This is a genomic window from Rhizobium sp. PAMB 3182 (assembly GCF_052908355.1).
Window position 1 is genome coordinate 250,157 of the sequence record NZ_CM128607.1, and the last position, 25,771, is coordinate 275,927.

Below are 25,771 nucleotides of genomic sequence, written 5' to 3' on the forward strand. Positions count from 1 at the left end.
CCGGCGAAAATGTGGACAGAGGTGACCGCACAACGCATCAATGGGAAACCGCGCCGACATGCCGCAGACGCTTGCCGCCATTGCGAGTTCGAACCGCACGATCGCGGCGATCTTCGTCATTGCCTTCCTAGTCGCGATCTTTCCCTTCGCCGAGAGCATGATCCTGCATTATCCGGACGAGCGCCACTATTCACAGGGCGCGGCGCTGATGATGGAGAGCGGCGACTACCTGACGCCGCGCACCGGCGAGGATGCTGTGCGGCTGAAGAAGCCGCCGTTTGCCTACTGGATGAGCGTCGCCGGCATGAAAATCTTCGGCATAGGCGTCATCGGCTCGCGCATCTTCTGGCTGCTCGGCGCAGCCGCCATCCTGTTCGTCACCTACAGGCTGGCCAAGCGGCTGACGGGCGACGATGAGATCGCCCTGTTCTCGCTCGCCATGCTCGCCGGCAACTTCGTCTTCCTGCGCTCCGCCGTCACGGCGATTCCCGACATTCCGCTGACGCTGTTCATGCTGGTGGCGCTTTACGGCTTTGCCGGCCTGCTCTTCGGCGACGAAGAAGACAGATGGGACGCCTGGCTTGCCTATGGCGGAACGGCGATGGCGATCCTGACGAAGGGCATTCCGGCGCTGGCGCCACCGGCCTGCGTCTTCGGCCTGATCGTCCTCTTTCCCTCGTGCCGCGTTCATTTTCGCCGGCTGATCGCCCCGCTGCCGATTCTCTTCTCCATGGCTCTTGCCGGCTGGTGGTTCGTCTACCAGGTGCTGCGGTCGAGCTCGGCGCTCGACAACCAGTTCGTCGGCGATCAGGTGCGCACCAAGCTGGAATTCTCGGTGTTCGCGGTGTTCGATTCCGTCGGTCTCAGCGTTGCCGGCCTGCTGGCGCCTGTGATCGGCTGGCTTTTCGTGATTGCGGCGACCGCGATCGCCACGCGCAAAGTACCGGGCTTCCGGCAGCTCGGCGCATCGGCGCTGCTGCTCGCGGGCTGGATCGCGCTCAACATCGCCATGTTCGCGCCAGCCTTCAAGCCGGATCACCGCTACATCATTCCGTCGCTTCCCGCTCTGTCGATCCTGATGGCGGTCGGCCTCGCCTCCTTCGATCGCGAGACGACATCACGCTATCTAAGCCTGTTTCTCAAATTCTCGGCGATCGGCCTGGCCCTCACCTTCGCCATCCTCTACGGCGTCTCGGCGCAGCTGCTGAGTGCCAAGGTAACGGTTGCGATCGTGGTTGCCATTGCCCTCGGCCTGCTTCTCGTCTGGCGCATCGCCAATCGCCAGGCCTTCCGGCCCAAGGTTCTGGCGCTCTCCGCCCTGCCTATGGCGATCCTGCTTGCCATCTATCCCGTCGTCGCCGCCTTCGGCATGCCCGACCTTGGAAAGCCGATCGCCGACAAGGTCGCCCAACTCGACCTGCCCGCCGACGACATCGTCTTCCTGGGGTCTGACATCGTCGCCTCCGAGGCACGGTTGCACAGCGGCGTCGAACGACCTTTCCTGCAGCGACGAAAGCTTGCGGACGTCGAAGCCGGCGATCGCTTCAAGGCCGTCATCACGCTGGAGAAGACGGAAGCCGACCGGCTCGCCGCCGACGGGTACGACGTGACGGCGGTCAGTGGCGGCTGGCGTTCGATCGATCCGGCCGTCCTCATGAAGGCCGTTCTCTCCGGCACGCTCGCCGAGGCACGCGCAGCGGAAGCCGAGCGCGCCTACATCGCAGTCGATCCGGCTCGCTAACGCTCATAGCCGACCCGCAGCAGGAAAAATCGGCAGTTCCTGCGACACCGGCCCCCGCTTTCACGATATTTTAGGCACTTGCGGAACACAGTGGGAACATATAGTGTCCGTTCTGTATTTGTTTCATGATTCTGGAAGGTGCCGATTCATGCTGACGCGAAAGCAACAGGAACTGCTTCTCTTCATTCACGAGCGGATGAAGGAATCCGGCGTTCCGCCATCCTTTGACGAGATGAAGGATGCACTCAATCTCGCGTCCAAGTCCGGCATTCACCGGCTGATCACGGCGCTCGAGGAGCGCGGCTTCATCCGCCGCCTGCCGAACCGGGCGCGCGCGCTGGAGGTCATCAAGCTTCCCGAAGCCTATTCGCCGAGCCTGCAGCCACGGCGCGGCTTTTCGCCAAGCGTCATCGAAGGCAGCCTCGGCAAGCCGAAGCTCGCCCCGGCGCCCAAGGCACCGGAACCTGCGAACGACACCGTCAGCGTCCCGGTCATGGGCCGCATCGCCGCCGGTGTGCCGATCTCCGCCATCCAGAACAACACGCACAGCCTGTCCGTGCCGATGGAAATGCTGGGCTCCGGCGAACACTATGCGCTGGAGGTCAAGGGCGACTCGATGATCGAGGCCGGCATCCTCGATGGCGATACCGTCATCATCAAGAATGTCAGCAGCGCCAATCCGGGCGAGATCGTCGTGGCCTTGGTCGACGACGAGGAAGCAACGCTCAAGCGCTTCCGCCGCAAGGGTGCGTCGATTGCACTCGAAGCCGCCAACCCGGCCTATGAGACGCGTATCTTCGCCTCCGATCGGGTGAAGGTCCAAGGCAAGCTCGTCGGCCTCATCCGCCGCTATCACTGACCGGTGACACGCCTGGCTGCGTCCGTATCACGCGGATGCGGAACAAGCGGCCATGTGGCTGTTTCCTGCGTGGCCAGGAAGCTATTTGCCCGCCAGTCATAATATCGATGCCGGGTCCAGGGGCGGTCGATTGCGCCGACTGCCGTCCTGGCCTCAAAGCCGATGCCATCCAACGCCGCATGGAGTTCGATCGATCCGGTTCTTCGCAGACGTTCCGCCGTAAGCAATGTCGCGCCCGAGCGGCACGTGTCGTAGCCGAGCCGGAACGGCACGATGACCACATCGGCGATGTCGCAGGCGGGTCCGGCATAGGCGGGTTTTTCCACCGTCACCACCCGCAATGCGGTTCCGCCCGACGCCGTAACCTGACCGGCGCACCAGGCGGCCTTCCTGCAGTGGAAGGGGGATATCTCTCCATTCAGGGCCGTCTCCATGGCCAATCGCTCCGCATTCAAGACGGAGGCCGGCAGCCGTGGCGGTTCTCCTCCTTCTCCTCCTCCTGTCCGGTCAGGCGGGACCGGATCCCCATCCGCCATGTCCGGCCCCTCACCCTTCGGCATGGCGAGCGCCCGCTGCCATTGTTCGAAGATGAAAGATGGCGGACGACTGCGGTTGGTCTCGAGCCGTCCATCGGCAATGCGGGCCACCAGCCTGCCGTCCTCGCTGATAATCAGCGCAGGAGACGAGTTTGTCGGTCCGTACGCGATCAGCGCAACCGCCGCGGCCATCAGCGGCAGGCCAAGATATCTGAGACGACTGCGCAACAGGACCAGGAGCAGAAAGCCGGCGACTGAGAGTTCGAAGGCGTAGGGAGGCAGGCGTCCGGATGACACGCCGCTGTCCCAGCCGGTGACATCTCGGGCCACCGCGATGACGATGTCCAACCCAACCCCCATGAGGCGTAGCGGCCAATGCTCGAGCCCAAACGGCATGGCGAGGACGGAGACCAAGCCGGCCGGCATGACCACGAAGGTGACGACCGGCATGGCGATGAGATTGGCGGCAAAGCCATAGGGTGCGAGGCGGTAGAAATGCTCCAGCGCGAAGACCGCCGTTGCCGTCCCGCCGATCGCCGATGTGAGCGCCAGCGCCGAAGCAAACCCGCCGGCTTTCGCGGCAAGGGCGATGATACCGGACCGGCGACGCGGAGCGCTCCGGTCCACCGAGCGCATCCGCCACCATCTGTATCCCGCCACAAGCGCCACCGTCGCGGCAAATGACATCTGGAAGCTCGGCCCCATGACGGCGGACGGCGTGACGGTGAGAATGATCAGCGCCGCGAGCGCGACGTTCCTGAGACTGATCGCCGGCCGGTCGATGAGGACTGCGACCAGCATCAATGCCAGCATGATGAAGGCGCGGATCGCTGATACCTGCAGCCCGGAGATCAGCAGATAGCCGAATGCCCCGGCCAGGGCAGCGGCTGCGGCCCACTTCTTGACCGAGAAGCGTTGCACGAGGGCCGGGAACAGGGCGAGCGCCGTGCGCAGGCCGGCAAAGAAGAGGCCGGCTGCGAGCGCCATGTGCAAGCCGGAAATGGCGATCACATGCGCCAATCCCGACATGCGCAAGGCTTCCGCCGTCTCATCCGACAGCGCACGTCTCTGGCCGGTGACGATGGCCGAGGCAAACGCCCCGGTGTCGCCAGCAAGCGTCGCTCGAATCCGGGCGGAAATCGTGTCGCGCAGCATCTCGATCGCAAGCCGGGCGCGGTCAAGAAGGGATGCACGCTGCCCCACAGCCACTTCTTCGGGAGAACCGTAGAAGAAACCGACCGCACCGATCCCCTGGTAGTAGGAGAAGAACGCGAAGTCATAGCCGCCAGGCAGGGCCGGACCGGAGGGCGGCGAGAGCCGCGCCTTGCCGCTGATCATTTCGCCGGGCAGCAATGGCTCATGGTCGTTTCGCGCCAGCACGGCCACCCTCTCAGGCGGACGTCGGAGGGCCGGCTCGCTGGTCGCCGACACATTGATCAGATAGCGCCAGCCGCCATTGTCGTCGATCTCGCGGCTCTCGATACGTCCGGTGATCCGGGTGACGATCGGCGTGTCCAGCACGACAGTCCCGGTCCGCCATGTCTCGAAAGCAGCAAGCCCCATGCCGAGCGCCAGAAGCAGCACGGCGATTGCGGCATATCGCATCAGCGGGCGATGATGCCCGGCCGCAAAGGCACCCACTAAAGCCACGGCAGCCAGAAGGAAAATGGCAGGCGTGGGCGGGTCGCGTTCCAGGTTGAACCAGAAAACGGCTCCCAGCCCGAGCAGGACCGGCGAGAAGAGGAAGTCATGACGAAAGCGGCGCTCTTCGGCCAGGGCAAGCCGCAGTTTTCCGTGAAGGTCGTCCAGACGGAACGTGTGATGACGCCCGGCCCCGCCACGCTCTGGCGCCGGCACATGAGGCGGAACAGCACGCTGCGGGTCGCGCGCCAGCGCCCGGCTGCCAAGACGCCTCTTCTCTCCGGCATCGGCCATATGCGGCCCCCGTCAACGACCACCCTCGCCCGGTTGCATTCTGCAATCGCAGGGCGATTTCGACAAACGAAAAATCAACCGAAGACCCCGCATGGCGCGTCATTCGGCTACGGTTGATGCCAAAGTTCGAGGTTGCGGCTCGGCTTCGCCACGGGAAAGTCGCAAAGTTGATTTCGCGATGCACAATTTGGCCGCCGGATAGCTTGGCATCCGCGCCAGGATCATATAGCTAAGCGATTGACGCTAATAACCGTGGCGCCACTTAGAGGCGCCAGCCCGCCCTATCTGGAGGAAGAGCATGACAGACAAAAGCGCTGCCTTGACACTTGGAGACAAGCAGGTCGAATTGCCGGTTCGAGAAGGCACCATTGGCCCGAGCGTCGTCGATATCGGCACGCTTTACAAGCACACCGGCTCCTTTACCTACGATCCGGGTTTCACCTCGACCGCCGCCTGTGAATCGAAGATCACCTTTATCGACGGCGACGAAGGCGTGCTCCTGCACCGCGGCTACCCGATCGAGCAGCTCGCAGAACACGGCGACTTCCTCGAGACCTGCTATCTGCTGCTGTACGGCGAACTGCCGACCGAAACGCAGAAGAAGGACTTCGACTACCGCGTGACGCATCACACGATGGTCCACGAGCAGATGAGCCGCTTCTTCACCGGCTTCCGCCGCGACGCCCATCCGATGGCCGTCATGTGCGGTTGCGTCGGCGCGCTGTCGGCCTTCTATCACGACTCGACCGACATCACCGATCCGCATCAGCGCATGGTCGCAAGCCTGCGCATGATCGCCAAGATGCCGACGATCGCGGCCATGGCCTACAAATACCATATCGGCCAGCCCTTCGTTTACCCGAAGAACGATCTCGACTACTCGTCGAACTTCCTGCGCATGTGCTTCGCCGTGCCGTGTGAAGAGTACAAGGTCAATCCGGTGCTTTCGCGCGCCATGGACCGTATCTTCATCCTGCACGCCGACCACGAGCAGAACGCCTCGACGTCGACGGTCCGCCTGGCCGGTTCGTCGGGCGCCAATCCGTTCGCCTGCATCGCGGCCGGCATTGCCTGCCTCTGGGGCCCGGCACATGGCGGCGCCAACGAAGCGGCACTGAACATGCTCTCGGAAATCGGCACCGCCGATCGGATCCCGGAATATGTCGAACGCGCCAAGGACAAGAACGACCCGTTCCGTCTGATGGGCTTCGGCCACCGCGTCTACAAGAACTACGATCCGCGCGCGAAGATCATGCAGAAGACCTGCCATGAAGTGCTCGGCGAGCTCGGCATCAAGGACGATCCGCTTCTGGAAGTCGCGATGGAGCTGGAGCGCATCGCGCTCACCGACAGCTACTTCATCGAGAAGAAGCTCTATCCGAACATCGACTTCTATTCCGGCATCACGCTGAAGGCGCTGGGCTTCCCCACGACCATGTTCACCGTGCTGTTCGCTCTCGCCCGCACCGTCGGCTGGATCGCACAGTGGGCCGAAATGATCGAGGATCCGCAGCAGCGCATCGGCCGTCCGCGCCAGCTTTACACCGGTTCGCCGAAGCGCGACTACATCCCGGTTTCCAAGCGCTAATACATCGCCTCACGGCGGACATAAAAAACCCGGTCAGAAATGACCGGGTTTTTTTGTTTTCAGCACATCGAGGATGATCTCGGCAGCCAGTTCTCCGGGCGGCCTTTCGGTCGAAAGACGTTCCCAGACCGTGTCGTATCCCTGCAGCATCGCCTGCCGTTCCAGGCTCGGCACGATCAGGCGCTCGACCCATCGCACCAGCCGGCCGGGCCGCAGCATGTCGTTGAAATATTCGGGCACGACGGTGTAGTCGGCAATCAGGTTCGGCAGGGCGGCACTCCAGACCTTTATGCGGTTGGCGACCAGATTGATGATCCAATCTCCGCGATAGATGGAGACGACCGGCACGCGTGCGAGCGCCAGTTCGAGGATCACCGTGCCGGACGCGGCAATCGCGGCATCCGCGACGGCAAGCGCCTTCCACTTCTGCTCGGGGCCGACGACAATCTCCGGCTGCTCCGGCCAGTCGGCAATGACCTCGCGAATGCGCGCCTCCTGCCGGGGCACCGCCGGCAGGACGAAGCGCATGTCGGGATGGCGCTCGCGCAGGGCGCGCATCGCCTCGCCGAGGACAGGCAACAGGAATTTGATCTCGACGCCGCGCGAGCCCGGCATCAACAGCACCGTCTTCGGCTCCGCAGCCTGCGGGTCCGGCCTGTCCAGCCGGGCGCGGCGCACCGCCAGAAGATCGCCGTCATTCGTCAGGCGATGGCCGACGAAATCCGTCTTCGGCCCGCCAAGCCGCTCCATCACGGCCGGCTCGAAGGGCAGCAGGGCCAGAACACGATCGACATAGGCCAGCATCTTTGTCGCCCGGTATTCCTTCCAGGCCCAGACGCTCGGGCAGACGTAATTGACGACCGGCAGGTCCGGCAGGGCCTTCTTCACGCGCCTGGCGACGCGATGGGTGAAATCCGGGCTATCGATGATCAGCAGAATATCCGGCCTGGCCGCGACGATGGCATCTGCCGTCTGGCGGATCCGCCGGACAAGTTGCGGCAGTTTGGCGACGACGGCGGAAATGCCCATGATCGACAATTCGGAAAAGTCGAACAGCGATTTCAGCCCCTCGGCCTCCATCGCCTCTCCGCCGACACCAATGATCTCAATGGGTCCGTCCAAGCGGCGGCGCAACGCCGAGAGAACATCCGCGCCGAGAAGATCACCCGAAACCTCGCCTGCGATGACCGCGATCTTCAGGGGCTCAGCTGCCATGTCAGGTCTTCCTTTTCGTGGGTTCGAACCCGATGACGAACAGGCCCAGCCTGTCGGCCTCCCTGACCATCTCGTCGCGGTCAAGCACCAGCGACCGGCCGGCCTCGACGGCGATCCCCGCCAGTCCGGCGGCCGCCGCATTGGCGACCGTCGACGGACCGATGGATGGCAGGTCCGCGCGCAGATCCTGCTGCGGCTTGCAGAGCTTGACCAGAACACCCTTCGCCCGGCTCGAAATGCGGCTTTCGCGGCGCATGCGCGCGACGCGTTCCAGCATCTGGTCCGTGCCCTCCGCGCCTTCCAGCGCAACGACCCTGCCCTTGACGCTGACGGCGCCCTGCCCGACGTCCAGCCGGCCGAGTTCCTCGGCAGCCTGCCGTGCCTGGCGAATATCGGTCCAGTCCGCCTCGGACGGTTGGACCGCGCCGAGCGGCCCGACCTCGGCCAGAAGGTTGGGCGCGATATCCTGCGCGCCGATCACCTTGCAGCCATAGAGCTCGATCACCTCGATCACCAGCCGCAACAGCTTGTCGTCGCCGGCAGACGCCAGTGACCGCACGATGCGCGGAAAGTTCAGCAATGCCTTGATGTCGGGACGGATGGCGCGCCAGTCGGGACGGCGCTTCACGGAACCGGACATGACCACGCGGTCTATGCCCTTCTCCCCAATCGTCTTCTTCAGGCCGGCAAGATTGCCGGTGTCGATGTCGATATGCTCGAAGGAATGCCAGTCGCGCTCGGATTCACCGCGCAAGGCCAGAATGAAGGGATCCTCACCCTGCTCCCTGGCAGCCTCGGCGAGATAGACCGGCAACAGCCCCCCTCCGGCAATGATCGCCAGGCGGCCGGTCTCGCGGGAGCGCTCGCCATCCATGCCGTGCCCCTATTTCCGGGCAGGCGAAGTCAGGGCCCGGTCGCTGTCTGCCGCGATGAAGTCGAGGATTTCGATGACCTGCGGGCAATCGGCGTATTCGTCACGGATCGCGGCGGCATTCAGCCGGATCGACTGTTCACCCTCGAATATCTGCTTGTAGGCGCGGCGCACGGTATGAAGCACCGCACGGTCGAGACCGGCGCGGGTCATCCCGACGATGTTCAAGCCACCGAGAACCGCCGGATTGCCGTTCGCCATCCCGTAGGGAATGACGTCATAGGCCACACCCGTCAGGCCGCCGATGAAGGCCTGACGGCCGATGCGCGAGAACTGGTGGACGGCGGAGCCGCCGCCGAAAATGACCCGGTCGCTAACCGTCACATGGCCGGCCAGCATGACATTGTTCGACAGGATGATGTGATCGCCGAGAACGCAGTCATGCGCCACATGGGAATTGGCGAGGAACAGATTGTTGTTGCCAACCGTCGTCTTGCCCTTGTCCTGCGCGGTCCCGGCATTGATGGTGACGCCCTCGCGCATCGTGCAGTTGTCGCCGATGGAAAGCGTAGTCTCCTCGCCATGGTGATGAACGCTCTGGGGCTCGCCGCCGATCACCGCCATCGGATGGACCGTGCAGCCGGAACCAAGCCGGGTGATGCCGGTAACCACCGCGTGATTGTGCAAGGTGACGTTATCGCCGAGCACCACACGGGGTCCGACATAGGCCATCGGCCCGATCGACGCGTTCTCGCCGATCACGGCGCCGTCTTCAACGACGGCCGTCGGATGGATCCTGGCAGATGCCGCAATCAGGCTCATTTATCACCTTTTTTCACCATCATGGCGCCGACGTCGGCTTCAGCGACAAGCTGACCATCGACCTTGGCGTCACAATGGAACTTCCAGATATTGCCGCGCTGCTTCTGCTTGACGACGTGGAACTTGACCTGGTCACCGGGAACCACAGGCTTGCGGAACCGAGCGTTGTCGATGGTCATGAAGTAGACCAGATTGTCTGTCGAGCCGCTCTTGTGCGCACAGATCGCGCCGGCAGTCTGAGCCATGGCCTCGATCAGCAGCACGCCCGGCATGATGGGATTTTCCGGAAAGTGGCCGGTGAAATGCGGTTCGTTTACCGTCACGTTCTTGATGCCGACGGCGGAATTGTCGCCATCGACCTCGACGATCTTGTCGACCAGAAGAAACGGATAGCGATGCGGCAGGAGCTTCATCAACTCCATGATGTCGATCGTCGCAAGCTCGCTCGTATTGGCCTCTGTCATTCCTCTTTCCCCTCTTTCCGCTCTTGAGCCCGCGGCCGATTGACCGATCGCGCCATGACCTCCGCCGTCTCCTTGAGGAAGTCGCGGATCGGCCGCGCCGGGAAGCCACCATAGACCTGCCCTGCCGGGATATCAGCAGCCACCGCGCTGGCGCCGGCGATCTGTACACCGTCGCCGATCGAAATGTGGCCATTGAACCCGGATTGCCCCCCGATCTGAACACCGTTGCCGATCGTCGTGCTGCCGGCGATGCCCACCTGGCTGGCAATGCCACAATGGCGGCCAATGCGCACATTGTGGGCAATCTGGACCTGGTTGTCGATCTTCGTGCCTTCGCCGATCACCGTGTCGTCCATGGTGCCACGATCGATCGTGGTGTTGGCGCCAATCTCCACATTGTCCTGGATGATCACCCGCCCGATTTGGACGATCTTCAGCAGTCCGCGCGGACCCGGTGCATAGCCGAACCCGTCCTGCCCGATGCGGGCGCCATTGTGGATGATGACATTGTCGCCGATCAGCGAGCAAAGAACACTCGCACCGGCCGCGATCGTGCAATTGCGGCCGATCTTGACATTGGGGCCAATGACGACGCCGGCACCAATGCGCGTGCCGGTTCCGATCACCGCACCTGCGCCGATCACCGCGAAAGGCTCGACCTCGACATCACCCTCGAGTTGGGCGGACGGATCCACCGCGGCCTGCTTCGACACAAGGCCTTCGGCGGGCGCTGTGCGCTGCGGGCGCATGGCGTCCGGATGCAGCAAAGCACCGACACGGGCGAAATCCGTATGCGGATGATTGCTGATCAAGACCGGAATATTATCGGGAACCAGTGGACGCAAGGCCTTTGTGCAAAGCACCGCCGTCGCGTTGCACGTGACGAAATCGGCCTTGTTGCGTCGAGCGAGAATATAGCAAATCTCGCCTTGCTTTGCGCGGGCGACCGGAGAAACGGTACGCACCCTCAAATCGCCATTTGCAGCATTCTCAAGTTCCGCCCCAAGAAACTCAGCAAGCTCTTTCAAGCTTACGCCATCATGGGGCGGAAAGAATTCATTATGCATCATAGATCAGCCAAAGCTCCGGAGCGGATGGGCCCGCAGTTCTGGTCTGCCGATATCAGAATTGGTTGGCGATGCCAAACCGGAAATTCTGGGTCTTGTCGTAGTCTTCCTTCAGGACCGGCACAGCGTAGTCAAAGCGGATCGCGCCGAACGGCGAACCCCAGACAACGCCGAGACCCACGGATGCACGCAGGGACGCGTCCGTTCCCTCGGCGGTATCTCCGCCCAGGCTGACCTCGTTACCGAACAGCGTACCGGCATCCGCGAATACGGCGCCACGCAGGTTCAGGTCCGTCGGGATACCCGGAAGGGGGAACGACGCTTCGGCAGAAGCCGTGAAGTAAGTCGTGCCGCCAAGCGCGTCGCCGTTGGACATGCGCGGGCCGATGCCGTTGTTCTCGAAGCCGCGGATTTCACGTCCGCCGATCTGGAACTGGTCGAAGACGTTGAGGTTGCCGCCAAGCGAAGCAACATATCCTGCCGAACCGCTGAGGGATGCCACGACGTCCGCATAATCGGAGACCGTGTAGAATGCCTTCGCCTTCGCAGTGATCTTGTAGAATTGCGAGTCACCGCCAAGACCGGCGATTTCGTTCGTCAGGCTTGCGTAAATACCCTCACGCGGCATCTGCATGTCATCGATCGTGTTGTAGACGATCGTGTTCGAGACAGACGACTTTGTCCACGGGCTATTGTCGACCAGATCCTTGTATGGCTGGGACAGATCAGCGTAGTCGGAGCCGCTGGAATCGTACTTCATCTGCTTGTAGTTGTAGGCAAATGTGGTGCGCAGATCCTCGGTGATCGGAGCCGTCACGCGGAGCGTGAAGCCCTGTTCCTCGTAATCATAGTTATCGGCGCTGTCGCTTTCACTCCTGAAGATGTCAAAGCCGGCTGCGAGACGGTAGCCGAGGAAATAAGGTTCCGTGAAGCTCAGCGAGTAGGTTCGAGCACCTTCGGTGCCGGCACCTGCTGCAACCTTGATATACTGACCGCGACCAAGGAAGTTCTTTTCCTCGATGGAGGCTTCCAGCATCAGGCCGTCGCCGCCGGCCGAATAGCCCGCGCCGATGCCGAATGAACCTGTCGGCTGGTCTTCCACATTCACGATGATGACCACACGGTCAGGCTCGCTGCCCGGCTGCGTCGAAATATCCACGGTCGTGAAGTAGCCAAGCGCTTCCAGGCGGCGCTTCGCACGCGAAATCAACTCGCGGTTAAACGCATCGCCTTCGCTGATGTCGAACTCGCGGCGGATCACGTAGTCACGGGTCCGGGTATTGCCGCGGATTTCGATGCGCTCGATATAGGCGCGCTCGCCCTGATCGACCAGATAGTTCACACCAATGGTATTGTTGGAGAAATCGCGGTCGCCACGCGGCGTCACGCGAGCGAAGGGATAACCCTGCGACGCAACCTTGGCCGCAATCGCTTCCATGGTCTTCTGCACGTCATCGGCGCTGTAGGTCTTGCCGGAGCGGGATTCGACCAGCGACTGCAATTCGCTCGGATCCACGCCTTCGACGCTCGATTCGACGTTCACGGCGCCGAAATTGTACTTCTCGCCTTCTTCGACAGTGAAGGTGATCGTATAGGTGTTGCTCGCCTCGTCCAGAACGGCGTCGGACGACACCACGCGGAAATCGGCGTAACCGTGATTGTAATAGAACTTGCGGAGCGCCGCTTCGTCAGCCTTCAGCTTGTCGGGGTTGTAAACGTCACGACGCGTCAGGAATGACAGGAAGTTGGACTTCTTGGTGTTGACGATGGCTGCAAGCCGGCCGTCGGAGAACGCATGGTTGCCGACGAAGTTGATCTGGTCGATCTTGGTGCGGTCACCTTCATTGATGACAAACGCGACGTTGAGGCGGCCCTGGCCAACATCGAAGGTCTGGGTCGTCACGCTGACATCGCTGCGGCCGATCGAGGCGTAGGCGTCCTTGATCGTCTGGATGTCGTTTTCGATCATGACCTGGTTATAAGGACCAAGCGGCTTCGTCTCGACGGCGGCGGCCAGCTTCTCGTCCTTGATCTTGCGGTTGCCGTTGAAGACCACCTGGTTGACCAGCTGACCTTCTGCAACATTCACGATCAGGCTGCTGCCGGAGACGCTGATGCTCACATTGGAAAAATAGCCGGTCGCATAGAGGTTCTTGATCGACTCATCGATATCGGCGTTGCTGAAACTCTTGCCGGGCTTGATCGTCAGGTTGGATCGAACGGTATCTGCGCCAACGCGGCCAGCACCCCGGACCACGATATTCTTGACGACCGCGGCCTCGGCCACCGTTGCGGATGCGATCACGACAGCTGCCGTGCCGGTAACCACCAAACTCGTGGACAGTGCAACCGCTGACACCGCGTTCAAGAACTTTGAACCAGCCTTCATTTTAAACTTACCTTTTCCGTTGCCCCAAAGTCGCCCTACCCGACTCTGGCCACATGTGCCGTTTTAACCGCTTTTGCACCACAAGCAAGGTCGCGGGTTAAAATCCATTTACTTTCAAATCAGCAAGTGGCCTGAAGGCCACTATCGTTTGCAATTATCGTAAACAGTTGGTTTTTTCCGACCGTCCCTTCGGTTAACCGACCAGCGAACTTAGGTCGTTCCAGGTCGAAAACAGCATCAGCATCAAGACCATTACCAAGCCGATGCGAAATGCGATCTCCTGCGTCCTCCCCCCAATCGGTTTACCGCGTAGTGCTTCGACTCCATAAAACAACAGATGGCCACCGTCCAGCACCGGAACGGGCATCAGGTTAAGCAATCCGATAGATACCGACAGCACGGCCGCCAACTGTAGCAATGCGGCAACACCAAGCGTCGCCATCTGGCCGGATGCCTGCGCAACCCTGATCGGGCCGCCGAGCTGATCGGCCTTCATCCGGCCTGTAATAATGTTCGAAATGTAGTCGAAGGTGCCGGTGACGATGTGCCAGCATTGCTGGACTGCCGCGCCAACCGCCGCGAACGGCCCGAATTTTTCCGTCCGGAACTTGCCCACCTGTTCATTGGTGATCACGCCGATGAGGCCGACCTCCGCCTTGTTGCCGAACCGGTCGGTCATTTCCTGGAGCTTCGGCGTCAATGGCAGATCGATTTCGCGGCCATCGCGCTCAAGCACCACCGACATGGTGATTCCCGGACGAACGCTCACATAGCGCCGGATGTCGTCGAAAGTGGAAATGCGTTCGCCGTCGATGGACACGAATCTGTCGCCAGGCAATATGCCGGCGGCCTGCGCCGCGCTGCCCGGCTGGACGTCGGCCACGACCGGATCGGCAACAGGCTTGCCGTACAGTGTGAACATCACCGCAAAGACGAGAATGGCAAACAGGAAGTTGGCAATCGGGCCGGCGGCGACCGTGATCGCCCGCTTCCAGAGCTTTGCGCCGCTGAAGCTTCTCGCCCGTTCCTCGTCCGTCATCGCGGCAAGGCCTTCCTGGTCGGGCCTGCTTGCGGCATCGTCATCACCGAAGAAGCGGACATAACCGCCCAGCGGAATCGCCGACAGTTTCCAGCGCGTGCCATGCTTGTCGGTGAAGCCGGCGATCTCGGGGCCGAAGCCGATGGAGAACGCCAATATCCGGATGCCGGACCAGCGTCCCACCAGATAATGGCCCATCTCGTGGACGAAGACGATCAGGGACAGGACAATCACGAAAGGCAGGATATAGCCGATGATGAAGCCCGGAGCGCCTATGATATGTTCGAGCATGCTTTCACGATCCTTCCGGCCTCAGCCGCTCAGGCCAATCAGGTAGGCGCCGACGGATTCGATTGCCCCGCCGCTCGCCGCGTAGACGGCCCCCATCAGAAACGCCGCAAAACAGGCAAAAACAAGCCCATCCACCCGATCCATCACCCCGCCATGGCCAGGGATCAGGTGGCTGGAGTCCTTTACGCCAAAACGGCGCTTTACGAAAGACTCGAACAGGTCACCGGCCTGGCTGCAGACCGAAAGCGCAAAGGCGATGACAATGATCCAGAGGCCCGGTTCGGCAAATTCCGCATAGATGACCGCGCAGCCGGCCAGCACGCCGAAAACAGCCCCGCCGATTGCTCCCGACCACGTCTTGCCGGGGGAAATGCGCGGCGCCAGCTTCGGTCCGCCGATGGCGCGGCCGGTGAAATAGGCCAGCACGTCCGTGCCCCACACCACCGCAAATACAAACAGCATGGCCACAAGGCCCGGCTGGCTGTCGCCACGGATGGCCGCCAGCGAGATCGACGACAGTCCGGCGTAGAGTATGCCGCCGGGAAGCCACCAGCTTCTCTTTCGCACGGCCACCAGCAATGCGGCCGCCGCCACGGCGCCGAAAAGAAGCGGAACGGCAAAGGAATCGTCGCCGAACACGACGTTCAGGCCGATGACCGCCACCGATATCCAGCCCCAGGCATTGCCCTGCAGATCGACATCGGGCAGTCGCGTGATCGTCGACCATTCGTAATAGATGAGGAGGCCGATCGCAGCGGCCATAACGCGGAACGGCAAGCCGCCGTACCAGGTCACGACGAGAACGACGGCGGCCATGACGACGCCGGAGATGATTCTCAACTGCAATTCCCGCTGCATCAGGTTCCCGCCATCTTGCCGGGCTCGGCGAGCGCGCCGAAGCGCCGGTTGCGCATGGCGAATTTCTTCAATGCCTCGACCAGCAGAGCCTCCGTGAAATCGGGCCAGAACTCCGGAACGAATATCAGTTCCGAATAGGCGACCTGCCAGAGCAGGAAGTTGGAAAGCCGTTCCTCACCGCTTGTGCGGATGATGAGATCCGGATCGGGAATGCCGGCGGTGTCGAGCCGGGAGGAAATCAGGTCGGTGGTGATGTTGTCGGCCGCAAGCCGCCCGGCCTCGACGTCACGGGCGAGCGAAACAACCGCTCGTGTGATCTCGTCGCGCGAGCCATAGTTGAAGGCGATCACCAGCGTCAGGCCGGAATTGTTGCGCGTCGTCTCTTCCGCTTCGAGCAGCAGCGGCAGGATGTCGCCGCGCAGACCAGTGCGGTCGCCGATGATGCGGATGCGGACATTTTCGTTGTGCAGCTCTGCTAAGTCACGGCGAATGAAGAGCTTCAGAAGGCCGAGAAGATCGTTGATCTCCGTCTCCGGCCGCCGCCAGTTCTCCGAAGAGAAGGCGTAAAGCGTCAGATAGCGAATGCCGAGCCGACCGGCCGCCCTGACAGCGTCGCGCACGGCTTCCACGCCCTTGCGGTGCCCCATCGTGCGGGTAAGCCCCCGCGCATTGGCCCACCGCCCGTTGCCATCCATGATGATGGCCACGTGCTCAGGGACATGAGGCACTAGAGGCTCAGACATTCGCAATCCATCAAACAGGGCGCCGCCTTCATCCGCAGACCGCGCACATTAGACCTGCATGATTTCCTTTTCCTTGTCGACGAGCAAGTGGTCGATCTGAGAAATCGTCTCGTCGGTCAGCTTCTGCACTCTTTCCGACTGCGTGCGGCTGTCGTCCTGGCTGATGTCGCCGTCCTTCTCCGCCTTCTTCAGGCCGTCCATGCCGTCGCGGCGCACGTGGCGAATCGCGACCTTGGCCTTCTCGGCGTAGTCATGCGCGACCTTGACCAGCGACTTGCGGCGCTCTTCATTGAGTTCCGGAAGCGGAATGCGCAGGTTCTGGCCGTCAATGATCGGGTTCAGACCGAGGTTGGATTCGCGGATCCCACGATCGACGGCGCCGACCATCTGCTTGTCCCAGACGTTGACCGCCAGCATGCGCGGCTCCGGAACGGTAATGTTGGCAACCTGGTTCAACGGCACGCGCGAACCATAGGCTTCCACCGTCACCGGATCGAGAACGTTGGCCGAAGCGCGGCCGGTGCGCAGCGAGGCAATGTCGCTTTTGAACGCGTTGATCGCGCCTTCCATGCGGCGCTTCAGATCGTTGAAGTCAATCCCTTCACTCATGGTCATTCTCCTGTCTAGTCCAGGGTCGCCGGTTTTCCAGGCGTCACCCCTACGTCATTGTCAGTTGTCGGAGACGATCGTCTTGCAACCGCCGCCCTTCAGAATATCGGCAAAGCCACCCTTCTCGTGGATCGAGAAGACGATGATCGGAATGGAATTTTCGCGGGCCAGCGCAACGGCGGCGACGTCCATGACGGCCAGTCCGCGGTTGAGCACTTCGTTATGGGTCAGGTGATCGAAGCGGGTCGCTGTCGGATCCTTCTTCGGATCGGCCGAATAGATGCCGTCGACCTGCGTGCCCTTGAAGATCGCCTCGGCGCCCATTTCGGCGGCGCGGAGCGCTGCGGCGGAATCGGTCGTGAAGAACGGATTGCCGGTGCCGCCGGCGAAGATCACCACGCGGCCCATCTGCAGGTGATAGAGCGTCGCGCGCTGGGAGAAACTTTCGCAGAGTTCCGGCATGGCGATGGCCGAGAGAACCACGGTGTCGATGTTGAGCTTGCGCAGCGAAGTGGCTAGCGCCAGCGCGTTGATCACGGTTGCCAGCATGCCCATGTGGTCGCCGGTCACCCGGTCGCCGCCCTTGGAGGCAACGGCGACGCCGCGGAAGATGTTGCCGCCGCCGACAACGACCCCGACTTCGACACCCATGGCCTTCGCCTCGGCGATATCGGAGGCAATCCGGTCGGCGACAGCCACGTCGATCCCGAACCCCTGGCTGCCCATCAGCGCCTCGCCCGAGGCTTTCAACAGAACGCGTTTATAGAGCGGCTGCACGGACATGTGATCTCCCGAATTTCGATTTCAAAGCCGGATACACGAAGGGCATCGCGTTGTCACGCGATGCCCTTCGTTTTCCATCAAGAAACGGTTTGGCCCGTTAATCAGCCCTTGGCGACTGCGGCAACTTCCGCAGCGAAGTCGCTCTCTTCCTTTTCGACGCCTTCGCCGAGCAGCAGGCGGGCGATGCCCGTCACTTCGATCGCGGCGCCGGCTTCCTTTTCGGCTTCCTTCAGCGCGGCGGCGACGGTCAGCTCCGGATTGATGACGAAGGCCTGCGAGAGAAGTGCAACTTCCTCGAAGAACTTGCGCATGCGGCCTTCAACCATCTTTTCGATGATGGCGTCCGGCTTGCCGGATTCGCGGGCCTGCTCGATGAAGATCGCGCGTTCGCGGTCGGCAGCAGCCTGGTCGACGTCTTCGGCACGAACGGCGAGCGGCGCCGTTGCAGCGACGTGCATGGCGACCTGGCGGCCGATCGAAGTCAGGACGGCCTTGTCGCCGACAGACTTTAGGGCGACCAGAACGCCGAGCTTGCCGATGCCGTCGCCGGCAGCGTTGTGGATGTAGGTGGCGACGACGCCGTGCTCGACTTCGAGCATGACCGAACGGCGCAGAGCCATGTTTTCGCCGATGGTGGCGATGGCATCCTTGATCGTGTCAGCAACGGACTTGCCGGTTGCCGGGTAGGTCGCGGCAGACACAGCATCGACGGTGCCGTCGGTGTGGAGCGCAACTTCGGCAATGCCGCGGACGATGTCCTGGAAGGCGTCGTTGCGGGCAACGAAGTCGGTTTCGGAGTTGACTTCGACGAGAACAGCCTTGTGGCCGGCGCTGGCGACGCCGATCAGGCCTTCAGCAGCGGTGCGGCCCGACTTCTTGTCGGCCTTGGCGATGCCCTTGGCGCGCAGCCAGTCGATTGCGGCTTCCATGTCGCCGTTGGTTTCGGCCAGCGCCTTCTTGCAATCCATCATGCCTGCGCCGCTCTTCTCGCGCAGTTCCTTCACCATAGCTGCGGTAATGTTGCTCATGTAATGCCTCTTTCAGCGTTCGTCGGGTGCCCTGCCCTCAGTCCCTCGCGGGTGAACCGGCACCGCATTTCGTTTTGGGCACGACTGTACCCGGAAGTATGACGGCGTGATGACAGTGAGAACGCCTCGGGGACGTTTACCGACCGGACATCAGGCCAGAAATGGAACAAGGCCGCTGGCGCTCTGAAAAGACACTGCAAACGGCCTTGCCCGGGATATGCTGAACTCTCGATGGCGGACCTTCCCGTGGAACGTCCGCCAAATCGCCGGATCAGGCTTCTGCTTCGCCTTCCAGGGCGGGCTCGACCGGAACTTCTTCCGAAGCGCCGAGGTCGCGGCCGGATGCACCCTGCTGGCGGGCGATGCCGTCGATGGCAGCGCGGGCGATCAGGTCGCAATAGAGAGCGATGGCGCGCGAAGCGTCGTCATTGCCCGGGATCGGGAAGTCGACGTTGTCCGGATCGCAGTTGGAGTCGATGACGGCAACAACCGGAATGCCAAGACGCTTGGCTTCTTCGATCGCGATCTTTTCCTTGTTGGTGTCGATGATGAACATCAGGTCCGGAACGCCGCCCATGTCGCGGATACCGCCGAGAGCCTTTTCAAGCTTCTCACGTTCGCGCTCGAGGTTCAGGCGCTCCTTCTTGGTGAAGCCCTGTGCGTCGGAAGCCAGGATCTCGTCGACCTTGCGCAGACGCGCGATCGAGTTGGAGATGGTCTTCCAGTTGGTCATCATGCCGCCGAGCCAGCGGGAGTTGACGTAGTACTGGGCCGAACGCTTGGCGCTGTCGGCGATGATTTCGGACGCCTGGCGCTTGGTGCCGACGAACAGAACGCGGCCGCCACGGGCGACGGTGTCGGACACGACCTGAAGGGCGCGCGACAGCATCGGAACGGTCTGACCGAGGTCGATGATGTGGATGTTGTTGCGGTCACCAAAGATGTACGGCTTCATCTTCGGGTTCCAGCGGTGAGTCTGGTGACCAAAATGTATGCCTGCTTCGAGAAGCTGGCGCATGGAAAAATCGGGCAATGCCATGCCTTGTTACTCCTTTTCCGGTTGAACCTCCGTGGAGCAATGAACACCGCTTGGAACGGCGCCACCGGCGGAAAGGACCGGATTTCTCCCGGTCATTCCCAAGCTCCACGTGTGGAATGGTCGTGCCGTTACCGGCTCCGGCCCGGAAAATCAAGCCTTGGAGGCGAAAAAACAGGAAGTCCGTGACGATTCAGCCGATTGACGTCACTTGCACAGGGTGACGTTGGTCTTCAGGCCATCGAGGCGGGCAAGGCGACCGCCGAGCACGAAGTCACCATAGTCCATGGCAAGATCGTCGACGATGCCGTTTTCGAACAGCCTGAACGACATGCGGTAGACCGGCATGGCATCATTGCTGTTGCTGTCCTTGTAGTAGGCGATCGTAACCGGCCATGAGGGCACGGTGTCGAGCAGACGTTCGTCGACCGGGTTTTTGCCGGCCACGTCCTTGGCGTCTGCTTCATCACCGATCCGCTTGCCGATGACAGTGGTGGTCAAAAGGCTCTCGGCGGCATCGTCCGTTCCATCGAAAAGCCGCGACTGCACGAGCGTCTTGCCTTCCTTGGCCTGGTTGATGACTTCCATGAGATGTTCGGTCGGGAAGCGGCTCGCGGCCAGCTCCAGGGATTTTTTCTCGGGCTGGGAGAGTTTGACCGTCAGTGCGTCGGCATTCTCGTGCGCCTCTCCCTTCACCTCCTTGTCGAGCTGGGACCCGGTGAAGGATTTCGTCTGGAAGGCGAAGTCGCCGGTGCTCGGATTTTCAAACGTGATGGTCTGCTGATCCGTCGTCTTGGTGTCATCGTCGGTCGCTATGCGAGTGACGAAACGAAACTTCGTCGAATAGCCCTTGCAGCTGGAACCATCGAATTCATAGACCATGCGGCCCGTCATTCCCGATATGCCGGAACGCTCCGAGGCGCTCAGCAGGCTGATGTCGTAGACGGCGCGGTGCGGAGTGAGACCGGCATTCTTGTTGGCATCATCGACGGCGGCGAGGGCTGTGGCCTGAGAGCAGGACAGAGCCAGGGTGAAACCAGCGGCCAGGCGCAAATGATGCATTCAATTCCTCCTGTTGGACTCAGGCCCGATGCGATAGAAGCAATCAGCCGTCCGGCATAAAAGTCTGCCGTTCCTCGAACACTGTACAGCAAAAAAGGGAGTCAACAAGTGTCCGCGACAATTACAGCCCGCCTTAAGGAAATGGGATACGAGCTTCCCGTCGCCGCTGCTCCGGCAGCCAATTACGTTCCTTACGTCGTCAGTGGCAACCTTCTCTACCTTTCCGGCCAATTGCCGATGGAAGGCGGCAAAATTGCGGTGACCGGTCTCGTCGGCCGTGACCAGGACGTCGCCTCCGCCCAGCGCGCGGCCGAGCTTTGCGCGCTCAACATTCTGGCCCAGGCCAGTTCTGCGCTCGGCGGCGATCTCTCCCGCATCAAGCGCGTGATCAAGCTCAACGGCTTCGTCGCCTCGACGCCGGATTTCACCGAGCAGCACCTGGTCATAAACGGCGCCTCCAACCTCATCGCCAATGCGCTCGGCGAGCCTGGCAAGCATGCGCGCGCCGCCGTCGGCATGGCCGCCCTGCCGATGAACGCATCGGTCGAAATCGACGCAATCATCGAGATCGAAGCATGAGCGAGCTTGGCTGGCTGACAGAACGTCCGATCGCCCACCGCGGCTATCACGACACCAACAAGACAGTCTGGGAAAACACGCTTTCGGCCTTTCAGCGAGCCGTCGACGCGGGCTTTGCCATCGAATGCGACCTTCATTACGCCTCCAACGGCGTGCCGGTCGTCTTCCACGACCATACGCTCGAACGCCTCTGCGGCATTCCCGGCAATGTGCGCGATCGGACGTCAGGTGAACTCGGGCTGCTGTCGATCGGCGGCACCGCCGACAAGGTGCCGACGCTCAAGCAGCTTCTGCAGCTGGTCAAGGGACGCGTGCCGCTGGTCATCGAACTGAAGGGCAGCGAAGGCGACGACGAGGGCTTTCCCGAGACGGTGCTCGAGGAGCTCGAAAGCTATGACGGGCCGGTGGCGCTGATGAGCTTCGACCACTGGCTTCTCAAAGACCTGAAGGCGCTCGGCTCGCCCCGCCCCGTCGGCCTGACGGCCGAAGGCGTCAAGCCGGAAGACTTCTTCAAGCACGACGAGGCCATGCAATACGGGCTGGACTTCATTTCCTATTGCGCTGCACACCTTCCGAATGCTTTCATTGAAGGACAGAAGAAGCGCGGTGTGCCGATCATCACCTGGACGGTGCGCGACGAGATAGGTCGCAAGCAGACCGCGCTCTATGCAGACCAGATGACCTTCGAAGGTTTCGATCCAAGGGAAGTAACCGGCGTTTCATGACCGGAACGGTATCCATTCGTGTCGAACAGAGCTTTCCGGCCATTTCGCCGGAAAGCTGGGGCCGCCTGTCGGGCGCTTCCAAAGCCCAGGAAACGGCCTACAACCCCTTCCTGTCGCATGCGTTTCTCTCCTCGCTGGAGGAATCCGGATCGGCGACGCGGCGGACGGGCTGGCTGGGTCACCACCTGGTGATGGAGACGGAGAAGGGCGAGCTTCTCGGCGCCCTGCCCTGTTACATGAAGAGCCACAGCCAGGGGGAATATGTCTTCGACCACGCCTGGGCGGATGCCTTCGAACGGGCCGGCGGGAACTATTACCCGAAGCTCCAGTCCGCAATCCCCTTCACGCCCGCCACCGGGCCGCGCCTGCTGGTCTCAAGCGGTCAGGACAAGACCATGGTGCGCGAGACGCTTGCCGCCGGATACCGTGAGGTTGCAACACGCCTCGGCGTCTCCTCGGCGCATGCCACCTTCATCCCGGAAGACGAGGTCGCCCTCTTCGAGGATGCCGGCTTCCTGCACCGCACAGACCAGCAATTCCATTTCATCAACGAAGGATACCGCGATCACGCGGACTTCCTCGACACGCTCGCCTCACGGAAACGCAAGGCGCTGAAGAAGGAGCGGCGATCGGCGCTGGAAAGCGGCATAGAAATCGACTGGCTGACCGGCAGCGACCTCACGGAAGACATCTGGGACCAGTTCTTTGCCTTCTACATGGATACCGGCAGCCGCAAATGGGGCCGGCCCTACCTGACACGCGATTTCTATTCGCTGATCGGCGAACGCATGGCCGACGACATCCTGCTGGTGATGGCCAGGCGCGAGGGACGCTATATCGCCGGCGCGATCAATTTCATCGGCAGCGACGTCCTCTTCGGCCGCCACTGGGGCTGCATCGAGGACCACCCGTTCCTGCACTTCGAGGTCTGCTATCACCAGGCGATCGACTTTGCCTTGGAAAAGAAGCTGAAGCGCGTCGAGGCCGGCGCGCAAGGCGAGCACAAGCTCGCGCGCGGCTACGTGCCGGTGACGACCCACTCCGCGCATTACATCGCCCACAAGGGCCTGCGCGACGCCGTTGCCAACTACCTTGTCCACGAGCGCCAAGACGTCGAGCACATGGGCGAAATCCTGACAGCGCACAGTCCCTTCCGCAAAGGCGCGCCCGAGCAAGATTGATCTCGCCACGACCCGGCACTATCCGCTTGAAGGCCTGCCTGTCGGCTTGCTAGACAGGAGCAAACGAGAACAGGGAGAGAGGCACCATGCCGAAGAGCCAAGTCTACGACAGCGACAACATCTTCGCGAAGATCCTGCGCGGCGAAATTCCGTCGCATCGCGTCTATGAGGATGCCGACACGGTTGCCTTCATGGATGTCATGCCGCAGGGCACCGGCCATACGCTGGTCGTGCCGAAAGCCCCTTCCCGCAACCTGCTCGACGCCGACGCCCGCACGCTCGAAAAGCTGCTGCCGGTCGTCCAGAAGATCGCCATCGCCGCCAAGGTCGCCTTCGAGGCCGACGGCGTGCAGATCGTGCAGTTCAACGAGGCGCCGGCCGGCCAGTCGGTCTTCCACCTGCATTTCCACGTCATCCCGCGCTTCGACGGCATCCCGCTGAAGCCGCATACGGGGACGATGGAAAACAACGACGTTCTTGCAGCCAATGCGGCAAAGCTGAAATCGGCGCTTTAGGCGCGTACGATCATGATTGGCAAAGTTTGCCAATCTCTTTGACAGAAGCCGCAATCGATCCTATCGTCTCGAGGATACGGAGGCTGTCATGGCGACAATGAATGTGTCACTTCCCGAGCAGATGAAGTCCTGGGTGGAAGAGCAGGCAAGCAAGGGCCGCTACAGCAATTCCAGCGACTACGTGCGTGACCTGATCCGCAAGGATCAGGAGCGCCAGCAGGCACTGGCCGCCCTTCAAGCCGCGGTCACCGAGGGTCTTGAAAGCGGAGAGGCCCAGGCGTTCGACGCAATGACCTTCAAGCGGCGGATGCGTGAAGGTCATGGCGCCGAATAGGCCCGCCACCTACAGGCTTTCTCCCAAGGCCCTGCACGATATCGAAGACATCTGGCGCTACACCGCCGAGACCTGGTCGGCCGACCAAGCTGACGCCCACATCGATGAACTCGTCGGCGTCTTCGGGCTTGTTGTCGATACGCCCGGACTGGGACGGCTCTATCGGGAAATCGAACCCCCGGCCCATATCCACGTCCACAAATCGCATCTGATCGTTTATCTGCCGGAGCCCGATACGATCACCGTGCTGCGTGTCCTAGGCGGCCGGCAGAACTGGCAGGCGATCCTCAAGGCAATCGAGCCCTGAGACACACTCAATAACCCAACGCATACAATCCGGCGATCAGCAGGCCGAGACTGGCGCCAATGCCGATGGCGGGCTTGCGGCCAGTTGCCAGGAAGATGGCGAAACCGATGACGGCGGAGCCGAGGCGCAGCCAGAGCGGCGTGCCGGCCAGCGTTCCGGACGGAAACAGGATCAGCTTGGCGATCACGGCGGCGACAAGCGACGTGGCGACCGCCCTCACCCATTGCAGGCTTTCGGAATTCTCATCCAGCCGGTTGCCGATCAGCACGCCGAGCCAGCGCCAGATGTCAGTCGCCAGCCAACCGGCGATCAGGATGAAGACGTAAGGCCACCACCAGGGTCCGGGCACCATCATCAGCGCGCCCCCCAACCCTTGCGCCGCACGCGGTCGATGAAGTAGGCGGCCGTGCCACCGACAAGGCCTGCGTAAAGAATGTCGAAGCCCGGCGCCAGAATGGTGAACACCGGCCCGGCAACAAGCCCCGTCAGCAGCGCCATGTTGACCACTGGATGCTGCGCGGAAGCCCAGAGCGAGGTCAGGAAATAGATCGGGGTCAGGAAGAACAGCGCGCCGGCCAGGATCGGCGGCAGATCCGACACGACACCGAAGCAGACCGTCACCAGGATGATGTTGGCCGTCGTCAGCGTCATGCCGAAGCCGGCAAAGAAGGCGATCCGCCGGTCACGCGGCACATCCTTGATGCGCTGCATGGTGAAGACCCAGGCAGTGACCGCAATGAAATGCGACAGGAACAAGAGAAGCCATGTCGGCGTGCGTTCCGTCTTGATCTCGGGGATGAGCGCCGCCACCATCGGCATCAGCCGGATGGCCGAGAGCGCCACGGCGATGAAGCTCGCCAGAAGCCCCGCGCCGCCGGTTGCCGATCCGACAAGGATCATCTTCGACGGCAGCGCCCAGACGGCCCCGACCATGAAGGCCGCCTCGCCGCGGCTCACGCCCGACTGCACCGCGAAGGCGCAGAAGCCCACGAACGACGACATCAGGATCAGGGCCGGCAGCGAGTAGATGCCGCGCATGCCGGTTGCAAACCAGTAGGCGTTCGACTTCCCGCTCGTGATCCCTGTCGCCATTTCCATGGATAAGTCGTTAGCTCAAAACATAAATGCCGGGCAAGAGAGCCCGGCATTTAATTTGTCACCCTTACGTTTCGGGCGGTCGACTACTTCTTCGCG

Annotated in this window: 26 protein-coding genes; 9 read left to right on the forward strand and 17 right to left on the reverse strand. The window is 62.0% G+C overall.

Features of this window, described 5'->3' with window-relative positions; all coding sequences use genetic code 11:
* Positions 1-58 precede the first annotated feature (58 nt).
* Both ACU5AZ_RS01355 and lexA read left to right on the forward strand, forming a co-directional pair.
* Positions 59-1,741, forward strand: coding sequence for an ArnT family glycosyltransferase (locus ACU5AZ_RS01355; protein WP_446824288.1), 1,683 nt, complete (start codon positions 59-61; stop codon positions 1,739-1,741).
* Between the two features lie 148 nt (positions 1,742-1,889).
* Positions 1,890-2,600 carry a transcriptional repressor LexA gene (gene lexA, locus ACU5AZ_RS01360; protein WP_446824289.1) on the forward strand — a complete coding sequence of 237 codons (711 nt, stop codon included), beginning with the start codon at positions 1,890-1,892 and terminating at the stop codon, positions 2,598-2,600.
* Here lexA and ACU5AZ_RS01365 read toward each other — a convergent pair.
* Entirely contained in the window at positions 2,594-5,071 is a 2,478-nt protein-coding gene (locus tag ACU5AZ_RS01365) for a ComEC/Rec2 family competence protein (protein ID WP_446824290.1), read from the reverse strand. The two genes, lexA and ACU5AZ_RS01365, sit on opposite strands and share 7 nt — an antisense overlap.
* Positions 5,072-5,369: 298 nt before the next feature.
* Here ACU5AZ_RS01365 and gltA point away from each other — a divergent pair, with 298 nt between their 5' ends.
* Positions 5,370-6,659, forward strand: coding sequence for a citrate synthase (gltA, locus tag ACU5AZ_RS01370; RefSeq protein ID WP_446824291.1), 1,290 nt, complete (start codon positions 5,370-5,372; stop codon positions 6,657-6,659).
* Between the two features lie 33 nt (positions 6,660-6,692).
* On the opposite strand, the gene lpxB is transcribed toward gltA, so the two are convergent.
* The 14 genes from lpxB to ACU5AZ_RS01440 form a co-directional block, all read right to left on the reverse strand.
* On the reverse strand, positions 6,693-7,874 hold the full coding sequence (gene lpxB / locus ACU5AZ_RS01375) for a lipid-A-disaccharide synthase (RefSeq protein ID WP_446824292.1): 1,182 nt from the start codon (positions 7,872-7,874) through the stop codon (positions 6,693-6,695).
* A 1-nt stretch (position 7,875) separates the two neighbouring features.
* The gene (locus ACU5AZ_RS01380; protein WP_446824293.1) at positions 7,876-8,748 is read right to left on the reverse strand and encodes an LpxI family protein; all 873 of its coding nucleotides are present in this window, start codon (positions 8,746-8,748) and stop codon (positions 7,876-7,878) included.
* Positions 8,749-8,757: 9 nt separating this feature from the next.
* Positions 8,758-9,567, reverse strand: coding sequence for an acyl-ACP--UDP-N-acetylglucosamine O-acyltransferase (lpxA, locus tag ACU5AZ_RS01385; protein WP_446824294.1), 810 nt, complete (start codon positions 9,565-9,567; stop codon positions 8,758-8,760).
* Entirely contained in the window at positions 9,564-10,031 is a 468-nt protein-coding gene (gene fabZ / locus ACU5AZ_RS01390; RefSeq protein WP_446824295.1) for a 3-hydroxyacyl-ACP dehydratase FabZ, read from the reverse strand. The genes lpxA and fabZ overlap by 4 nt, the downstream gene beginning before the upstream one ends.
* Positions 10,028-11,101 carry a UDP-3-O-(3-hydroxymyristoyl)glucosamine N-acyltransferase gene (lpxD, locus tag ACU5AZ_RS01395; RefSeq protein WP_446824296.1) on the reverse strand — a complete coding sequence of 358 codons (1,074 nt, stop codon included), beginning with the start codon at positions 11,099-11,101 and terminating at the stop codon, positions 10,028-10,030. Before lpxD ends, fabZ begins: the two co-directional genes overlap by 4 nt.
* A 52-nt stretch (positions 11,102-11,153) precedes the next feature.
* Positions 11,154-13,487, reverse strand: a complete 2,334-nt coding sequence (bamA, locus tag ACU5AZ_RS01400; protein ID WP_446824297.1) for an outer membrane protein assembly factor BamA — start codon at positions 13,485-13,487, stop codon at positions 11,154-11,156.
* Positions 13,488-13,680: 193 nt separating this feature from the next.
* Complete coding sequence (rseP, locus tag ACU5AZ_RS01405; RefSeq protein ID WP_446824298.1) at positions 13,681-14,817, reverse strand: RIP metalloprotease RseP; 1,137 nt, start codon at positions 14,815-14,817, stop codon at positions 13,681-13,683.
* Between the two features lie 21 nt (positions 14,818-14,838).
* Positions 14,839-15,675, reverse strand: coding sequence for a phosphatidate cytidylyltransferase (locus ACU5AZ_RS01410; RefSeq protein WP_446824299.1), 837 nt, complete (start codon positions 15,673-15,675; stop codon positions 14,839-14,841).
* On the reverse strand, positions 15,675-16,418 hold the full coding sequence (locus ACU5AZ_RS01415; RefSeq protein WP_446824300.1) for an isoprenyl transferase: 744 nt from the start codon (positions 16,416-16,418) through the stop codon (positions 15,675-15,677). Before ACU5AZ_RS01415 ends, ACU5AZ_RS01410 begins: the two co-directional genes overlap by 1 nt.
* 48 nt (positions 16,419-16,466) lie before the next feature.
* Positions 16,467-17,027 (reverse strand): ribosome recycling factor, encoded by a 561-nt coding sequence (gene frr / locus ACU5AZ_RS01420; protein WP_446824301.1) that lies wholly within the window; start codon positions 17,025-17,027, stop codon positions 16,467-16,469.
* Positions 17,028-17,087: 60 nt separating this feature from the next.
* A complete protein-coding gene (gene pyrH, locus ACU5AZ_RS01425) occupies positions 17,088-17,810 on the reverse strand; it encodes a UMP kinase (protein ID WP_446824302.1) in 723 nt (240 codons plus the stop codon).
* 101 nt (positions 17,811-17,911) lie between these two features.
* Positions 17,912-18,838, reverse strand: a complete 927-nt coding sequence (gene tsf / locus ACU5AZ_RS01430) for a translation elongation factor Ts (protein ID WP_446824303.1) — start codon at positions 18,836-18,838, stop codon at positions 17,912-17,914.
* A 271-nt stretch (positions 18,839-19,109) separates the two neighbouring features.
* Positions 19,110-19,877 (reverse strand): 30S ribosomal protein S2, encoded by a 768-nt coding sequence (rpsB, locus tag ACU5AZ_RS01435; protein WP_446824304.1) that lies wholly within the window; start codon positions 19,875-19,877, stop codon positions 19,110-19,112.
* Positions 19,878-20,081: 204 nt separating this feature from the next.
* Positions 20,082-20,936: a cell envelope integrity EipB family protein gene (locus ACU5AZ_RS01440; RefSeq protein WP_446824305.1), complete on the reverse strand. Its 855-nt coding sequence runs from the start codon at positions 20,934-20,936 to the stop codon at positions 20,082-20,084.
* A gap of 108 nt (positions 20,937-21,044) precedes the next feature.
* Here ACU5AZ_RS01440 and ACU5AZ_RS01445 point away from each other — a divergent pair, with 108 nt between their 5' ends.
* From ACU5AZ_RS01445 to ACU5AZ_RS01470, 6 genes are all read left to right on the forward strand, one after another.
* Entirely contained in the window at positions 21,045-21,515 is a 471-nt protein-coding gene (locus tag ACU5AZ_RS01445; RefSeq protein WP_446824306.1) for a RidA family protein, read from the forward strand.
* Complete coding sequence (locus tag ACU5AZ_RS01450; RefSeq protein WP_446824307.1) at positions 21,512-22,240, forward strand: glycerophosphodiester phosphodiesterase; 729 nt, start codon at positions 21,512-21,514, stop codon at positions 22,238-22,240. Before ACU5AZ_RS01445 ends, ACU5AZ_RS01450 begins: the two co-directional genes overlap by 4 nt.
* Complete coding sequence (locus ACU5AZ_RS01455) at positions 22,237-23,421, forward strand: GNAT family N-acetyltransferase (protein ID WP_446824308.1); 1,185 nt, start codon at positions 22,237-22,239, stop codon at positions 23,419-23,421. Before ACU5AZ_RS01450 ends, ACU5AZ_RS01455 begins: the two co-directional genes overlap by 4 nt.
* 86 nt (positions 23,422-23,507) lie before the next feature.
* Complete coding sequence (locus tag ACU5AZ_RS01460) at positions 23,508-23,936, forward strand: HIT family protein (protein WP_446824309.1); 429 nt, start codon at positions 23,508-23,510, stop codon at positions 23,934-23,936.
* A gap of 88 nt (positions 23,937-24,024) precedes the next feature.
* Positions 24,025-24,270, forward strand: a complete 246-nt coding sequence (locus tag ACU5AZ_RS01465) for a type II toxin-antitoxin system ParD family antitoxin (protein ID WP_446824310.1) — start codon at positions 24,025-24,027, stop codon at positions 24,268-24,270.
* A complete protein-coding gene (locus tag ACU5AZ_RS01470; protein WP_446824311.1) occupies positions 24,257-24,577 on the forward strand; it encodes a type II toxin-antitoxin system RelE/ParE family toxin in 321 nt (106 codons plus the stop codon). The genes ACU5AZ_RS01465 and ACU5AZ_RS01470 overlap by 14 nt, the downstream gene beginning before the upstream one ends.
* A gap of 7 nt (positions 24,578-24,584) precedes the next feature.
* On the opposite strand, the gene ACU5AZ_RS01475 is transcribed toward ACU5AZ_RS01470, so the two are convergent.
* Positions 24,585-24,929 carry an AzlD domain-containing protein gene (locus ACU5AZ_RS01475; RefSeq protein WP_446826080.1) on the reverse strand — a complete coding sequence of 115 codons (345 nt, stop codon included), beginning with the start codon at positions 24,927-24,929 and terminating at the stop codon, positions 24,585-24,587.
* Between the two features lie 2 nt (positions 24,930-24,931).
* Positions 24,932-25,669, reverse strand: a complete 738-nt coding sequence (locus ACU5AZ_RS01480) for an AzlC family ABC transporter permease (protein ID WP_446826081.1) — start codon at positions 25,667-25,669, stop codon at positions 24,932-24,934.
* Positions 25,670-25,771 lie beyond the last annotated feature (102 nt).